The organism is Desulfosediminicola ganghwensis, assembly GCF_005116675.2.
GTDB lineage: Bacteria > Desulfobacterota > Desulfobulbia > Desulfobulbales > Desulfocapsaceae > Desulfopila > Desulfopila ganghwensis.
In genome coordinates this window covers 1265299-1279617 of the sequence record NZ_CP050699.1, presented here as the reverse complement: position 1 = coordinate 1279617, position 14319 = coordinate 1265299, and the positions used below count along the sequence as shown (strand labels likewise).

The following is a 14319-nucleotide window of genomic DNA, read 5'->3' as shown; positions in this document are numbered from 1 at the left end:
AGCAAGTAACTACAAATGAACTTAGAGCACGCTTTAAGGCGTACCCCTTAATAACGGAATTGTTCGTGGGGAGAAGAAGAGGTCAGTGGTACAACATGCAACAGTTGTACAGGCAGCGATAGCTCTTACGAAGATTTGCAGTAATTACAGTGCGTGTCATGGTGAAATCCCTATGATAAGAATCCCTTCAAATTCAGATAGGAGAAATATACCACACCAGTATCGGCAAGAAAATAAAATAACATGCTAGTTGTGAATTATTATCAATTAGCGTATTGTAACGATATAATTTCGATAGATTACGAATGTGTATATACCCTTCCAGGTGCGAGACACTGGATAACTGCCGGAAACCTTTCCATCAGACCACCAAGGCTCAAGGAGGTGACAGCATGAACGTACAGAAAATATACGAATATGCCCTGCAGAGAGAAAAAGAGGGGTACCAGTTCTTCAAATCAAACGCCGATAAGTCATCGCATGCAACGATCGCTGCTGTTTTTACCAAGCTGGCAGAAGAAGAGCTCAAACATATTGAATACATCCAGGGCTTGCTCAGCAACTCCGACGAAAAGGTGGGAAAGGTTGCTGCCGCTCTGGAGAAAGATGGCTGGTTTGAGGGGCGTGCCCAGAAAGAGCTACTCGACCAGACCCTGATCGAATCGATGATCCCCGATGTAGCCGTATTGCGTACCGCCTACCTGATCGAAAAAGATCTCTCCGAGTTTTACAGACACGCCGCAGAAAAAGCCACCGGCAACGCCAAACAGGCACTTTCAATGCTTGCCAAATGGGAGCGTGGTCACGAAGTATTTTTTAAAGAATTACACGATAAGATTTTTCAAGAGTACACTGAGATGCCCTGGGGTGGCTGAAAACATGCCAGGCCAGGATTCTTCCGCCAAAAAAGAATTTCCTGAAAAAGGATGGGGTCAACGCCACCCCGGCCCCACCTTTTCTTTACAAGGAGCTTAGCTCCACCTCTCCCAGAGGGGTGTCAAATACGGCCCGAATGCTTTGCGGCTCCGCCCCTGATGCTCCTTTGACCTCAACCAGCCTATCGGCTCCGATAGAGGTCAGCATGCCCAGCAACCACATCGGGTTGTCATGATACAAAGTAAGCGACTTCAGTCGCAGCCCCACCTCCGCCATTCTCCCGGCCGGATGGCTATCGACATGCCACTGAATCAGGTACGGCAGAAAGCCACCCCCTAAAAGCCTGCCATCTGCAGGCAGCGCGAAATGCCAGCTGAGTTCCCCCCTGCTGATCGGCTCTGGTGTACCGAAGGAACAGTGCGCCCCCTCAAGCAGGCTGCCCAGATCACCGGTGTTCACCACCCAGCTGATCAGCCGCGGGCACTCTTTGAGGCTCTGCTGCATTCGCCGGTCATCAAGGTTGAACCATCTGGGCCGCTCAAGATGGCCGACGGCCGGGTTAATAGCGATAATTTCCAGAAAGATATCATTACCAATCCTGGCCAGATGGTTATGGGTACCCATCTTTGGATGTTCGCCACCATACGGCAAAGTTACACCAAGTTGCTTCTCCACATAGTTAACGCCATGTTCAAGGGTATGGGCAGCAATCACCAGATGGTCGAGCCCGGTATTCCTCACACTACTCATCTTTCCAACGCCTCCTTCTCTTGTAATCACACAACATTCTTTTGACAGCAAGGGGGAAACTACCAAGAAGGGCAAATGAAAGCAACAAGCCTGGGGAAAGTATTCCGGTACCAGAGTCAAGCTTGGCCAGCTGGCTACCGGCATTAACAAACACAAAAGTACCCGGCAACATGCCAAGCATGGAAACCCAGACAAACGTGCGCAGCGGCATATGGGTCACCCCCATCACCATGTTGATCACAAAAAACGGAATCACCGGAATAAGGCGAAGAGAAAAAAGATAAAAATGTCCTTCCTCTGCGATTCCCCGATGCACACTGTCGAGCTTGCTGCCAAACCTGGCCTGCACCCAGTCTCGCAACAGGTAACGTGAAATTATACAAGCAAGTGCAGCGCCAATCGTACTTGCAAAGGAGACAATGAGAGTACCAAGTCCGGCTCCGAACATGGCACCGGCGGCAAGCCCGAGAATGATTACTCCCGGAAGGTTAAGGACAACATAGGGGATATAGACTGCAAAGTAGGCAACGATCACCTTCACCGGCTCATCGCTGAACATGGCGGCGAACTCCGCCTGGGATGCTTTCAAACGTTCGAAAGTGAGCAGATGATGAAGGTCAAAGCCGAAGAACAGTATCCCCATCAACGCCAGAAAACCTAAGAACACTGCTTGACTGAACTTCTTGTTTTTCACCATATTCATTCCCAAACGCCAAGGTTGTTATATACGCCATTTCCTGAAATTCCGGCAAGTATATCTGAGTGAGCCTGCAGATTCCAATTGGTTGTTGGTATTCCCCGTTGCTCACTAATTGCGTTTACCGATGATTTGAAAGAAAAAAGAGTGAGACCTGGAACATAGCGTAGCACATGCATTGCCTATCCTGGGGAGACTTTCCCAAACAATCCCCTGACAAAATAAACAATATCCGAGGATTTACTATCGCCCTTTCGCCTCACCGTTCACAAATCTTCAGCTGTGCATTGGAATTAATTCGCATTCTTTCAACGATATCATGCCAGACCGATCCAGGCTGTCAGGTGCCGGACACATACCATTGCCAGGCATACCCGTCTACCTTTATCATATGGATACATGCTGCATTTCTGATAATCGGCACGAAATAGCAGGATGATATTTGAAAAAAGCACGACTATTGAGGAAAAAATGCTACTACCAAGTCTTGCGTTGGTCCTGGGACTCATACTGCTCATCGTAAGCGCAGACCGTTTTGTCGAAGGTGCCGCTTCTACAGCATGCCATTTCGGCATGCCTCCGCTTTTAATCGGTATGGTTGTGGTCGGGTTTGGCACATCCGCACCTGAGATGGTTGTCTCGGCTTTTGCAGCTTTTGAGGAAAGCCCTGGCATTGCAATCGGTAACGCCTACGGTTCAAACATCACCAATATCGCACTTATCCTTGGCTTCACTGCATTAATAAGCCCTATCGCGGTTCACTCCCAGGTATTGCGCAAAGAATTGCCCATTCTAACCGCTGTGACCGCTCTCGCCACCTGGCAGGTCTGGGATGGAATGCTCTCCAGAGTGGATGCGGCGATATTGCTCTTCCTGTTTGCTGGGCTGATGATCTGGACCATCCGGCAGGGACTACATAAAAGTCAGGATACCCTGGGAGTCGAAATGGCGCAGGAGCTGAAAACAACTACCATGCCAATCAAGAGAGCACTATTTTGGCTAGCAGCAGGACTGATACTGCTGATCATCAGTTCCCGAATTCTGGTTTGGGGTGCCGTGGAAATAGCCTACAGTTTTGGCGTGAGCGACTTGATAATAGGTCTGACCATTGTCGCTGTCGGCACCTCTCTTCCAGAGCTGGCATCGGCTGTTATCGCCACTCGCAAAGGAGAGCACGACATCGCCCTGGGAAACGTAATTGGCTCTAACCTGTTTAATACCCTGGCGGTGGTTGGAATCGCCGGGACCATTCATCCGATTTCGATAGGGCCTGAAGTTTTAGGCCATGTCATGCCGGTATTGGCAGTGTTGACCCTGTCACTGTTTGCCATCGGTTATGGGTTCCGCGGCCCCGGCCGTATCAACCGTATTGAAGGAATTTTGCTGCTTTTCTTCTATGCCGGGTATACGGTCTATCTGGTCAGCACTACGTTTGGTTAAGACAGGATACCTTGGAATAAACTCATTTAACTTAAAGGAGAAGATACTTGGAGATCGCCATACTTATCACTCTTATATTTCTCAACGGTATCTTCGCCATGTCGGAGATCGCCCTGGTCACTGCTCGAAAAAGCCGTCTGCAGAGGCTTGCCGAGGAGGGTGACCGCTCAGCTGCTGTTGCCATACAACTTGGTCAGGAGCCTACCCGGTTCCTCTCCACCGTTCAGATCGGAATCACGGCCATCGGCATCCTGAATGGTATCGTTGGTGAGGCTGCGCTTGCCGGTCCCCTGGCCAAACTGCTTTCAGGTTTCGGCCTGGCGCCAAAGAGCAGTGCGATTGCGGCAACCACTATCGTTGTGGTCACTATTACTTATTTGACCATCGTGCTGGGCGAGTTGGTACCCAAGCGACTCGCTCAATTCAACGCCGAAGGAATCGCCAGGATGATGGCCCGCCCCATCGCGATATTGGCGCAACTGTCCAGGCCTTTTGTCTATCTGCTCTCCAAATCAACCGATATTATTCTGAAGCTCCTCGGTAAAAAGGATTTGAACAGTGCATCCCTCACAGAAGAGGACATTCGGGCAATACTGAAGGAAAGTTCCCAAGCGGGAATCATCGAAGAGAAAGAGCACGAAATGCTGCGCAATGTGTTCCGCCTCGATGACCGCCAGATTGCCTCCCTCATGACACCTCGCAGCGAAATTGTATTCCTGGATATTGAGCAGCAATTTCAGAAAAACCTTGAAATGCTTGCTTATTCCGATCACTCCCGCCTCCCTGTCTGCCGTGGTGGAATGTACAATCTCCTCGGGGTAATTACCGCGCAAGAGCTATTGAAGCAGCACCTCAGAGGGGAATTGACTGAACATATTACCGATCATCTACTACCGGCTGTTTATGTACCCGAGTCACTCTCGGGCATGAAACTGCTGGAACAGTTCCGCGAATCGGATATCCAAATGGTCTTTGTTGTTGATGAATATGGCCAGATTCTTGGCCTGATCACCTTGCAGGACATTCTTGAAGCATTGACGGGACAATTCAAGCCTGACGATCGGGAAGATGTCTGGGCAGTACAACGTAAAGACGGATCCTGGCTGATAGACGGGTTAATCCCTGTCCCGGAACTCAAAGATCTCCTTGAACTAAAGAGTGTTCCCGAGGAGAAGAAAAAACGCTATCACACACTCAGTGGAATGATGATGTGCTTGTTTGGGGGAGTCCCACATTCCGGGAATGTTGCCGAATGGCAGGGCTGGCGGCTGGAAATTGTCGATCTTGACGGCAATCGTGTTGATAAAGTCATGGCAAGTCGATTACCTGAAGCTGATACCAATGGTGCAAACGGGTCCGATGAGGCCGACAATTCGTGAGACGACAGACGGGATTAATCCTGGGCAGTACCTCTTCGATAATGACCACTTCGATAATGATCCTCTAAACTCACGAAGTTTTTTTTCTTGACAGCTTGTTGATATTCCGGCAACATAACGAGTAACACTTTTTCTGATTTTGTGTTACTCGCCTACACCACAGTAACGCTGCAGCCTCCTCTTCATCTGCCACCTGCAGCGTTACTGTCTCTTTTTCGTTTCTGCATTACACCAGGAGCCTGTCAGACTAAGCCCTTTTTCCTCAACTCGTTGTTACCGGCTGAATTGTTCGGGAATGTACCCTGCAATCGTTGAAATGCCCGATGAAAACAACATTCTCAACGAGACACCGTAAGTCTCTGAATCGCAGGTTTCTGGTAGATCGTGGCAAGGATCAAATCCAATCAGAAAACATACCTACGAAAATGCACCTTACCTCTATATCACTTCTCACCTGTTTTTTGATACAGACTTTGAAAAGCAGCAGGGCCTGGGATAAAATGAGTGTAGGTATTAACTACTGTGCATGGAGCGTACAATGGATAAGTGTGAATTTGCTGACGTCTGCGACTACTTCAATTGCAGAGTTTTTGAGGAGATCCCCGAACTCCTCGATCGTCGTAAGCAGGAATATTGCAATACAAATTATCAGAAATGTGCTCGATACAGGATTGCTGTGGAAGTGGGTGCCAACCACTGTCCACAGCACCTTCTGCCTCACCAGAGCGATAAGGCCGACAGTATAATCAGAGAAGTCAGGAAATAAGGCTGATATGCCTGTTGCATCAAAAAAGACCTGCTTTTTGCTACGTTGCCACAGCCCCGCTGACCAGCAACGCAACAAGGCTGTAGCTTTTTCGCTCTTTAGCAAAAAAGAGCATTATCTATGATATTTCTTCTTGTTAATGGTCTTAATTTTCTGTGCTACCCCTTTCCATCGTTCCCTTTCCACCCGCGCGGCACTTTTCACCTCACGATCTGAGATATACCTGAGTTCATCACGGATTTTCTGGTAACTTTTCAGCCTTTCGTCGTTCAGTTCCCCGTTGGAAACAGCTATCAATACTTGGCACCCCGGCTCATGGGTATGAGTACAATCCAGATACCTGCAGGATCTCGCCACTTTCTCAATATCCGGAAAGGCAGAAAGCGAATTCGCATCTCCTGCTGCCAGCGCCACCTCCCGTATTCCCGGGTTATCAATCAACATTCCACCAGTCGGCAGGATGATGAGATCACGGTTGGTAGTTGTGTGTTTTCCCTTACCAAGGTTCTCACTCACCGAGCCGGTAGTCTGTATATCTTTGCCATATAGCCGATTGATCAAGGTGGATTTACCGGCACCGGATGAACCTATCAAAGCAGCAGTTTCACCGGCCGGAAGACTCGATTTCAGCGCCAGCACGCCCTCATCGTCCCGAGCTGAAACAAGGTAAACGGGCACACCGCAGGCCACGGTTTCGACTTCATCGAGACATTCACCCGGGTTCTGATGTAGATCAGCTTTGGTCAGTATGATTTCAGGTGAAATACCGCAGTTATAAACCAGGGTAAGGTACCGTTCTATTCGCCGCAGGTTGAAATCCCGATCGAGCCCGCAAACAATGAAAACTCTGTCCAGGTTTGCGGCGATAACCTGATCCTGACCCAACCTATCGTTTTCCTTATGCTTTTTTCTGCCGGATTCCTTTCTCACAAGAGCATTCTGCCTGGCAAGAACGGTTATAATAAAAGAGTCCTGCAACAGAACCCAGTCCCCGACTGCCGGGTAGGCAGCTTCGCGGGTATTAGTGATACTTCCGGAGACAGTCACCAGCATCTCGCTGGCCCCCTGACTCACCACCAAGCTGTTTCTCCTCACTCCGATGACCCTTGCAATGCCGGATGCAATATCCTCATTGCCCAGCTGATCCTGAAAAAATGGAGACCAGCCAAGACGGTTCAGGTGGGTGGTATTTCCCTGTGAAATTGTCTGCATATTGTTCTGTGTTGATTTCATTGCACTTCCAAATAGTCGTTTGTTTTTGACAAACAATGATCGGCCACTGTCAGAAGCATGTAGGAGAGCAATTGACGTTATCCCGAATATCTCACGTTTTTTGCTTCTGCCACGATTAAGGCATCAAGGATGCAGCTCTAATTGTTTACTGCAGATCCCTGACAACGAATAATCCCGGCTCATTTTCATGAAATATTCGGCCTGATTGCCAACATCCATTCTGCTGCCTGCAGCCACCTCAAAGATACTGTAGTTACTATCGGAAAAGTGTTGCTGAAAAAAGACGCAAAAATGGTGCATAGGTTCGATCGAACCAACTCGGAGTGGGTAATTCAAAGATATCATCTACGATCTTTGGAATTTAATACTACAAATTGCTTGATCAATTGCCTGTGCGCTGAGCTGCATTCCTTCCAGCAACTGCAACCACAAGATCCATTGAACTGTTCAGCATAAAACCTCCTTGTACGTTATCAACTTCATGATAGTAAGCCCATTTCAACCTGTCAACAAGGTAAACAATTCAGAACTTGAAACTTGCCTGATTTCACTTATCATCTAAAATCACTATGCAAAAGGGCAAATCCAATTACTCTGGCGGCGATGAGCCAAAACAGTGAATCAAGCCTATTGGTGCTTTTCAATTCCCCCCGGGCAACCTCTTCGATCAACGACATGGAACTCAACATTCCAACGCAATAACCGTTGTTCGCATTACAACTATTCTCAATGAAGCCTTCTCTAACCGGTTCAGGCTCAACCTGAATGCGCAACCAACAAATGGTGCATGCTATCAGAATATCCTGTAGTTCAAGTGATTGTCAGCGTACAATCAAAGCATACTCCCTATTCATTGCCGTGCATTTTTCTGGAAAACTCATGCCGGAAACAGCAGTTAATCTCTCGACTCAACGAAGACCTCCCTTCGCCTGAACTGACAAAAATGCCCGGCATGTTACTCACCGAGTGAGCTGAATCGCAAAATGAAACTTAAAACAATCAAACAGTGTCTGGTTGATTATTCGATGATTATCGGTGCCGGCACCTTGTACGCTATCGCCTTGAAGTACTTCGTATTACCCTCAAAAGTGATTTTGACAGGCACTGAAGGAGTCGCCTCCGCTCTCTCCTATTATTTCGACAGTTACTGGTTATTCATCGCCTTATACCTAGTATTTCAACTCATTTTACTGATTTTCGCGTTTCTTCGAGTCAGCTCCATGTTTGCCACGCGCTCACTCATTATCGTTATAACCGTTGTACTCTTTTTAGCCTTCCTGCCTGAATTACAATTCGCGGAACCGGAACCTCAGAATGAGCGCATCATACTCGTCATATTTGGTGGTCTCCTGGCTGGTGTGGCAAAGGCAATTGCCTTCCAAAGGCGGGGCTCAACGGGTGACGAAGATATACTGGGCGCCTACTTTGCCATGAAGTATTTAAAACCCGTCGGCTCAATCGCCGTTTTTGCAGCTATCGGCTCGACCAGCTTCGGTTTGCTCATGGATTTCATGAAAAACGGCAACTTCGAAGCCGCTATAAACACGCTGATGTACACCTGTATTTACATTTTCATTTCTACCCAGACGCTGAATAATCTCTATCGAAAATTTAAGATCATAATGGTCGCGATAATAACCCGGAAGTTCGAAATTGTCGGAGAAACGATCACCTCCACCCTCGACCATCGTACCTATACAGTACAACCCGGGCTGGGCGGTCGCAGCGGGGAATCATTCAAGATGGTAAGAACCATTATCACCCACGAAGAATTACCCCAACTCATAGAAGCTGTTGAAGGGGCCGATCCCGAATGTTTCTATTATCATCATGATATTGAGGGCGTCTCCGGCCGCTACTATATTGCCCCCATTGGCTGAAAATGCTGAATGGGTCGAGTAAAGGCGGCGGGGATCAATAGTACTGGTTTGACACATCCCCCTGCGAGTCCAGCTGGTGCCGTTTTCCTACTAATGCAAGTGCGCCCAGAGCCGAACCTAAAAAATAGTATTCACCGCCAGAGGCACCTTGGTGGTTACACAGCACACATAATCTGGGTTGCACACAATATGTTTTTCTTTCGACACCGGATCATACCAGCGCAGTTCAACGTAATCTCCGTCGAAATTACCAGTCAGGGCAAAGGCCACATCGCCCCACATCTCATCCCGACAGGTTGAAAGCCGGTCGTAAATAACGATCTGCATTATCAGGTAGTCATCATAGCAATAACATGATTTATAGTACTCATCCTGATCGAGGACCAGGTCTTGACCCACCTGTGGTAAAAAGTCCTCCAGACGCTGGGTGAGTATCTGATTGAACTCTTCCTTATCATGGATTACCCAACCTTGTTCCCTGAATGCGTCATGATTTGGGCAATCTTCAGTCGCGAAACACACAGCAGCCTGCACCAACAGAACACACGCGATGAGAATTCTCATGTAACGCCCCCTTTTCTTCAATTTTGGGGAACCGATAGAACGTTATCTCACAAATAAGCTCTGTACCAGCACTGCAACCCGCACGTAGCAGTTCACGACTGTACGCACGGGCCGGATCATCGAATAGCTCAAGCCTCCCTTATCTCCAGACCCACTCGGTCTTCAGGTCGAGCGTTCTCTCTTCTTCAAAAAAAGCGACTTCATTACCGTCAAACTCGCCAAAGGGCACATACCACAGCACCACAGAGACTTTCAGTTCGTCATTTACCAACTCTCTGCGGGTGGAATCGCCCTTAGCGACATCTTCAAATGGGTAGGTGATTTCAAATGTTTCATGCACCCTGGCAAGCGGCGGAATGCTTGTTTCCCTAAGCAACCCACTCTTCTCGTAGGGCCCTCTGCCCATCTCCTTGCCCCTGCCAAAACGACCTGGGAATGGCATGTAAATTCTCTGCTCGTTAAACACCACCTCGTCATCCATTGTTTTCGCGGTCACATCCAGGACCAGCCGGTTCGGGGTGGGTCAGCCATCCGGGACGCCATGTCCCGTCTTATTGTAGATCTCAACATCGATAATACCGATAGGCAATACACCCTCTGTCTTGTTTTTGCGCCAGAATAACGACCGGCCCTCGACGCGGACATCGAGCGCCATCTCGATCATGGCATCATTACGATACGACTGCATGTTATGCCCAAGCTCAGACTTGTGTATATGGCACTCCTGGCACGACTCGGAGCCTCCATGGGCTGCATAGGCAAAAAGATAACTGCCATAGGCGGTGGCGCACTGCGAGGGATGGTCCAACTCGAAGTTCGGCCCCTGACCATGACATTGCCCACAGAAGATAGACTCGCCAAGTGCCGGAGCCTCTGCCATCTTTTGATATTCCTCGTCCTCATGCTCACCTTCCTGAGCACCGTATACCGTATCCGGCTGGGGGTAGCCATCTGCATATTTGTGAATGATTGCCACCTTGTTATGGCAAACCATGCAACCGATATTCAGGCTGGCGATTGTCTCTTCCAGTTCTTCTGCCTTGTCTTCATCTCCATCCCTGTATGCCTGCTGCCAACCCCTGATGGTAGCGACGATCTCACGAGCAACGTCATCTGTTGCCTCATCGAGTTGGGGAAGATGACATTTCATGCACATCATCAGATGTTCCACCGTGATATCAGAATCTTCTTTCACACCCGAATACGGGAAACGCTTTAACCCCTTTTCGATGGCAGTGATGATAGTTGGCGCTGTACGCGGAGAACCCAGAATAGATTTCGAGTGGAGCGACTCAGACCATTCGTCATGGACATCTTCATGGCAGTCGGCACATCTCTCCGAATCATAACGCTCTGCCAGCTCGGCGATAGTTTTCGCCTTTGGAGGAGGTTCGGGCCTGGGGCCCCCGGCCCCATATACGCCGAATGGTGCAAATGCCACCACAGCGAAAACTACAACAATTGTTTTAAAAGCAATTTTCATACTTCCTCCTGCGGTTGAAGTGAAAGTTGAACAGCTTTTTGCCAGATGCGTTCTTAGTACTGCAGCAGATGATCTTAATGACTCCAGCGGCAATTGACCGACGCGGAACCCCTTGTAATTGAAGGGTGAAGAAACATAATTGAGAGGAGGTCTTACTGAAATTCGTGGAGAAGGCAGAATGGTTCGTCCCCTGCCCGACACCGGTAAAAAGACCCGTGCCAACCGTCAGGCGCATGTATCCCGGACTTTGTCTTACAGCCTGTACTCGGGCAGACAACCGGGCAGGATAACTTAGTGGTCTGCCTTCAAGCGGAGATTGCATATTCACCTCCATCGAAAACCCCACAAAGTACCAGACAAAAAATCGTTATTACATATATTTTTCTACAACGGCCAGACACTTTAGTCCAGCACATACTTGTCAGGCACTATGCTATTCTGCAGTGGCATATTGATACCGCTGACCGATTTCCCGGCACATGACTGCTGAAACAAAAATAGGGGTGGCACTACTCTCTGCTATGATTTCAAATTGATCCACTTGGCGATTCAATTACCATCAACTGCGTTCTGATGTACCTTTCAAGCAGAATACATTGCAACTGTATCGCCCAGTGTGTACCTCATTCTCAATTCCCCTGATTCACCAGCCCAATTCGTCTTCAAGGCTTCTCTATGAATTCAATACACGCCATGCTTAAAGAGCTTTCGACCTCCACCCCACCAGATAATAAGATTCTCGGCATCGGCGGTAGTCCCCGACGAAACGGCAACTCAGACATACTGTTGAAAAATGCCCTCAAAGGTTCCTCCCGGCAGGGAGTGCAATCTGAATCGTATCAACTCAGGGATATCCAATTTCAAGGTTGTATCGGTTGTGAGATGTGCCGGAAGGATAAGATCTGTACAGGACTTCTCGATGGTATGTCGATGCTGTATCAACCGCTGCTTTCATCCAAGGGGCTTGTGCTGGCCTGCCCTACTCACAACTACAACATCACCGCCTGGATGAAGGCTTTCATTGACAGGCTATACTGCTTATACAACTTTCAGGATACCATTCCCAGAGCCTGGTCCAGCAATCTGGCAGAACAAAATCGTAAAGCTGTCATTGTCGCTATTTGTGAACAGGAAAATAAAAAGGATATGGGATTTACCCTGGAGGCGATGCGTATGCCGCTTCAAGCCCTGGGTTATGAAATAGTAGATGAGATAGCAATCTTCAGGATATTTCACCGGGGCAAGGTAAAAAACGATCAGGAACAACTGGACAAAGTCATCCAGGCTGGGGAAAACCTGGCCAAAGCGATAACCCTTACCCCATAGAAACGTAAATGCAAAAGGCCTGAAAAATACCACAAAGTGTTTGGTATTTTGCAGGCTAATCAATTGCATACTTGCAGGCGGCGATCACCATGAACTCCCTCGCTTAAACGAACTGGTGCTTCAGCTATCCTGGGATTCCCTGATCCCCGGAGCAAGCTTTCTATTGCTAATCGGCTTTTGCAGGAAATTCACCTCCGGGCCCAGTATATTCGGGTGAGTGACGCCGCTGACGGTATACCCTGACATAAACATACATTTCAGGTTCGGATTTATTTCCTTGAATCCATCCGCTAACTCCCTGCCGTTCATACCAGGCATAATCACATCGGTCAGTAGAAGATCTATATTTATCAAGCACGAATTGCGGCTCATCCTGGCTGGACGAGGTTGTTAAAACACTCTCCCGCTCAACCAGGAACAGCCAGCGATCAAGACAGTCATTAGGAAATCCTTGTTAAACAAATGCCCGGCAATCACTTTAACAGTTTTGAATCAGGTGTTTCTCAACCCACTCCTGCCAATTGGTGTCTTCCGACTCGATCAGAGGCAGATATTGGCCGTAGTGTTCACCGCTGATACCGCGTAATCCTTTACGTTCAGGGCACCAGAGGCTCATAGTCTCTTTGTCATATAACAGGAAGGTGTTTTTACAGGTCCAACCCGAAGGAGCCAGGGTGAGTATCTTACCATCCAGTATGCGACTGTACACAGCCTCCAGATCCACAAGGGGTCAGTAACCTGCCGCAATAGGCCTACCACCGATGATTGTATTGGCAATCTCGTGTCGGCTCAACTTCCTGACACTATATGCGTGGGCACTGCCCTCCTCTGAACTCCAGAAATAACCTACCACAATCCGCATAATCCCAGTGACCGCATCATATTGTATGGCCGTCATTTTAATTGACACCCGATCGGTTCGGCGATTTTTATAAAAAGCGGGTATACTTTTCAGACATGCTACACTGGCTGCCACAAGACAATTGGAGGTGAGTATGGACAGGCGTGATTTCATTAAGACAGGAATGGTGGTAACAGCAGCAACCTCACTTGATTTTGGCTTACCCCTCTGGGTACGACAGGCCTTCGCAGAAAATGGCAAGGATCTCGTAGCGGTCTTGGGTGGCAATTCCCCGGTGGATATGCTGCAACGGACTGTCCAGGAGCTTGGCGGTATTGAGGCATTTATAAAGAAAGGTGACCGGGTAGTTATAAAGCCCAATATCGGCTGGGCAAAAACACCTGAACTTGGTGCCAATACCAGCCCGGAAGTTATTGGTGAGCTGGTTAAGCTCTCTTTTGAAGCTGGCGCTGGTCGAGTTGAAGTTTTCGACCACACCTGTCAGGAGTGGAAAAGCTGCTATGAACTCAGTGGCATTAAAGAGGCCGTTGAGTCCCATGGTGGCACCATGGTTCCCGGCAACAATGAACGATACTATACATCGGTTTCACTACCAAAAGGTAAAGTTCTCAAAGAGACAAAGATCCATAAATCCCTGATTAACAGTGATGTCTGGTTCAATGTTCCCACCCTCAAACACCACGGCGGTGCGAGCATGTCTATTGCCATGAAAAACAATATGGGCATAGTCTGGGACAGGCGAATTTTCCACAGATCCGGTTTGCAACAATGTATTGCCGATCTCTGCACCTGGGAAAAAAAGCCTACGCTCAATATTGTTGATGGTTTTCGCACAATGGTGCGCAACGGGCCATCCGGCATCAGTGTTGAAGATGTGGCTCAGACCAGGGCAATGTTCACCTCATCTGACCCCGTTGCTGTGGATACGGCGGCTACAAAGTTTTTCTCCCAGCTACGACCAATGGATGTGAGCGACGTCAGCCACATCCAGAAAGGGGAAGAGAGCGGTCTTGGCACAACTGACCTGGCTTCTTTAAATATCATGCGCGTTAAACTGTAACAA

At 48.5% G+C, this 14319-nt stretch carries 14 protein-coding genes; 7 read left to right on the top strand and 7 right to left on the bottom strand.

Features of this window, described 5'->3' with window-relative positions:
* Nucleotides 1–305: 305 nt before the first annotated feature.
* Nucleotides 306–875, top strand: a complete 570-nt coding sequence (locus FCL45_RS05475) for a ferritin-like domain-containing protein (protein WP_136798441.1) — start codon at nt 306–308, stop codon at nt 873–875.
* Nucleotides 876–960: 85 nt separating this feature from the next.
* Here FCL45_RS05475 and FCL45_RS05470 read toward each other — a convergent pair whose 3' ends face one another.
* On the bottom strand, nt 961–1626 hold the full coding sequence (locus FCL45_RS05470) for a VOC family protein (RefSeq protein WP_136798442.1): 666 nt from the start codon (nt 1624–1626) through the stop codon (nt 961–963).
* Complete coding sequence (locus FCL45_RS05465) at nt 1619–2323, bottom strand: TVP38/TMEM64 family protein (protein ID WP_136798443.1); 705 nt, start codon at nt 2321–2323, stop codon at nt 1619–1621. The genes FCL45_RS05470 and FCL45_RS05465 overlap by 8 nt, the downstream gene beginning before the upstream one ends.
* A gap of 471 nt (nt 2324–2794) precedes the next feature.
* On the opposite strand from FCL45_RS05465, the gene FCL45_RS05460 reads away from it, so the two are divergent.
* From FCL45_RS05460 to FCL45_RS05450, 3 genes are all read left to right on the top strand, one after another.
* Complete coding sequence (locus FCL45_RS05460) at nt 2795–3763, top strand: calcium/sodium antiporter (protein ID WP_136798444.1); 969 nt, start codon at nt 2795–2797, stop codon at nt 3761–3763.
* 47 nt (nt 3764–3810) lie between these two features.
* Nucleotides 3811–5142: a hemolysin family protein gene (locus FCL45_RS05455; protein ID WP_136798445.1), complete on the top strand. Its 1332-nt coding sequence runs from the start codon at nt 3811–3813 to the stop codon at nt 5140–5142.
* 538 nt (nt 5143–5680) lie between these two features.
* Nucleotides 5681–5908 (top strand): hypothetical protein, encoded by a 228-nt coding sequence (locus tag FCL45_RS05450; RefSeq protein WP_136798446.1) that lies wholly within the window; start codon nt 5681–5683, stop codon nt 5906–5908.
* 114 nt (nt 5909–6022) lie between these two features.
* On the opposite strand, the gene rsgA is transcribed toward FCL45_RS05450, so the two are convergent.
* Nucleotides 6023–7141, bottom strand: a complete 1119-nt coding sequence (gene rsgA, locus FCL45_RS05445) for a ribosome small subunit-dependent GTPase A (protein ID WP_228721444.1) — start codon at nt 7139–7141, stop codon at nt 6023–6025.
* Between the two features lie 983 nt (nt 7142–8124).
* Here rsgA and FCL45_RS05440 point away from each other — a divergent pair.
* Nucleotides 8125–9021: a YitT family protein gene (locus FCL45_RS05440; protein ID WP_136798447.1), complete on the top strand. Its 897-nt coding sequence runs from the start codon at nt 8125–8127 to the stop codon at nt 9019–9021.
* Nucleotides 9022–9138: 117 nt separating this feature from the next.
* Here FCL45_RS05440 and FCL45_RS05435 read toward each other — a convergent pair whose 3' ends face one another.
* Together FCL45_RS05435 and extKL are read right to left on the bottom strand one after the other, a co-directional pair.
* The gene (locus FCL45_RS05435) at nt 9139–9585 is read right to left on the bottom strand and encodes a hypothetical protein (RefSeq protein ID WP_136798448.1); all 447 of its coding nucleotides are present in this window, start codon (nt 9583–9585) and stop codon (nt 9139–9141) included.
* A gap of 139 nt (nt 9586–9724) precedes the next feature.
* Nucleotides 9725–11068: a multiheme c-type cytochrome (seleno)protein ExtKL gene (gene extKL, locus FCL45_RS05425; protein WP_267314008.1), complete on the bottom strand. Its 1344-nt coding sequence runs from the start codon at nt 11066–11068 to the stop codon at nt 9725–9727.
* A gap of 675 nt (nt 11069–11743) precedes the next feature.
* Between extKL and FCL45_RS05420 the strand changes: the two genes are divergently transcribed.
* Nucleotides 11744–12394 carry a flavodoxin family protein gene (locus tag FCL45_RS05420; protein ID WP_136798451.1) on the top strand — a complete coding sequence of 217 codons (651 nt, stop codon included), beginning with the start codon at nt 11744–11746 and terminating at the stop codon, nt 12392–12394.
* Between the two features lie 120 nt (nt 12395–12514).
* Here the strand turns inward: FCL45_RS05420 and FCL45_RS05415 are convergent, their stop codons facing one another.
* Together FCL45_RS05415 and FCL45_RS05410 are read right to left on the bottom strand one after the other, a co-directional pair.
* On the bottom strand, nt 12515–12748 hold the full coding sequence (locus FCL45_RS05415; protein WP_217907676.1) for a response regulator: 234 nt from the start codon (nt 12746–12748) through the stop codon (nt 12515–12517).
* Between the two features lie 124 nt (nt 12749–12872).
* Nucleotides 12873–13118: a DUF3179 domain-containing (seleno)protein gene (locus FCL45_RS05410; protein ID WP_136798453.1), complete on the bottom strand. Its 246-nt coding sequence runs from the start codon at nt 13116–13118 to the stop codon at nt 12873–12875.
* 271 nt (nt 13119–13389) lie between these two features.
* On the opposite strand from FCL45_RS05410, the gene FCL45_RS05405 reads away from it, so the two are divergent.
* Nucleotides 13390–14316, top strand: a complete 927-nt coding sequence (locus FCL45_RS05405) for a DUF362 domain-containing protein (protein ID WP_136798454.1) — start codon at nt 13390–13392, stop codon at nt 14314–14316.
* Nucleotides 14317–14319: the final 3 nt, after the last annotated feature.

What these genes read in the sequence shown, in the direction of transcription:
- FCL45_RS05465 (WP_136798443.1), bottom strand. Translation starts at nt 2,323, where the DNA reads ATGGTGAAAAACAAGAAGTTCAGTCAAGCAGTGTTCTTAGGTTTTCTG.
- FCL45_RS05475 (WP_136798441.1), top strand. Translation starts at nt 306, where the DNA reads ATGTGTATATACCCTTCCAGGTGCGAGACACTGGATAACTGCCGGAAA.
- FCL45_RS05460 (WP_136798444.1), top strand. Translation starts at nt 2,795, where the DNA reads ATGCTACTACCAAGTCTTGCGTTGGTCCTGGGACTCATACTGCTCATC.
- FCL45_RS05405 (WP_136798454.1), top strand. Translation starts at nt 13,390, where the DNA reads ATGGACAGGCGTGATTTCATTAAGACAGGAATGGTGGTAACAGCAGCA.
- FCL45_RS05435 (WP_136798448.1), bottom strand. Translation starts at nt 9,585, where the DNA reads ATGAGAATTCTCATCGCGTGTGTTCTGTTGGTGCAGGCTGCTGTGTGT.
- rsgA (WP_228721444.1), bottom strand. Translation starts at nt 7,141, where the DNA reads ATGAAATCAACACAGAACAATATGCAGACAATTTCACAGGGAAATACC.
- FCL45_RS05450 (WP_136798446.1), top strand. Translation starts at nt 5,681, where the DNA reads ATGGATAAGTGTGAATTTGCTGACGTCTGCGACTACTTCAATTGCAGA.
- FCL45_RS05420 (WP_136798451.1), top strand. Translation starts at nt 11,744, where the DNA reads ATGAATTCAATACACGCCATGCTTAAAGAGCTTTCGACCTCCACCCCA.
- FCL45_RS05470 (WP_136798442.1), bottom strand. Translation starts at nt 1,626, where the DNA reads ATGAGTAGTGTGAGGAATACCGGGCTCGACCATCTGGTGATTGCTGCC.
- FCL45_RS05440 (WP_136798447.1), top strand. Translation starts at nt 8,125, where the DNA reads ATGAAACTTAAAACAATCAAACAGTGTCTGGTTGATTATTCGATGATT.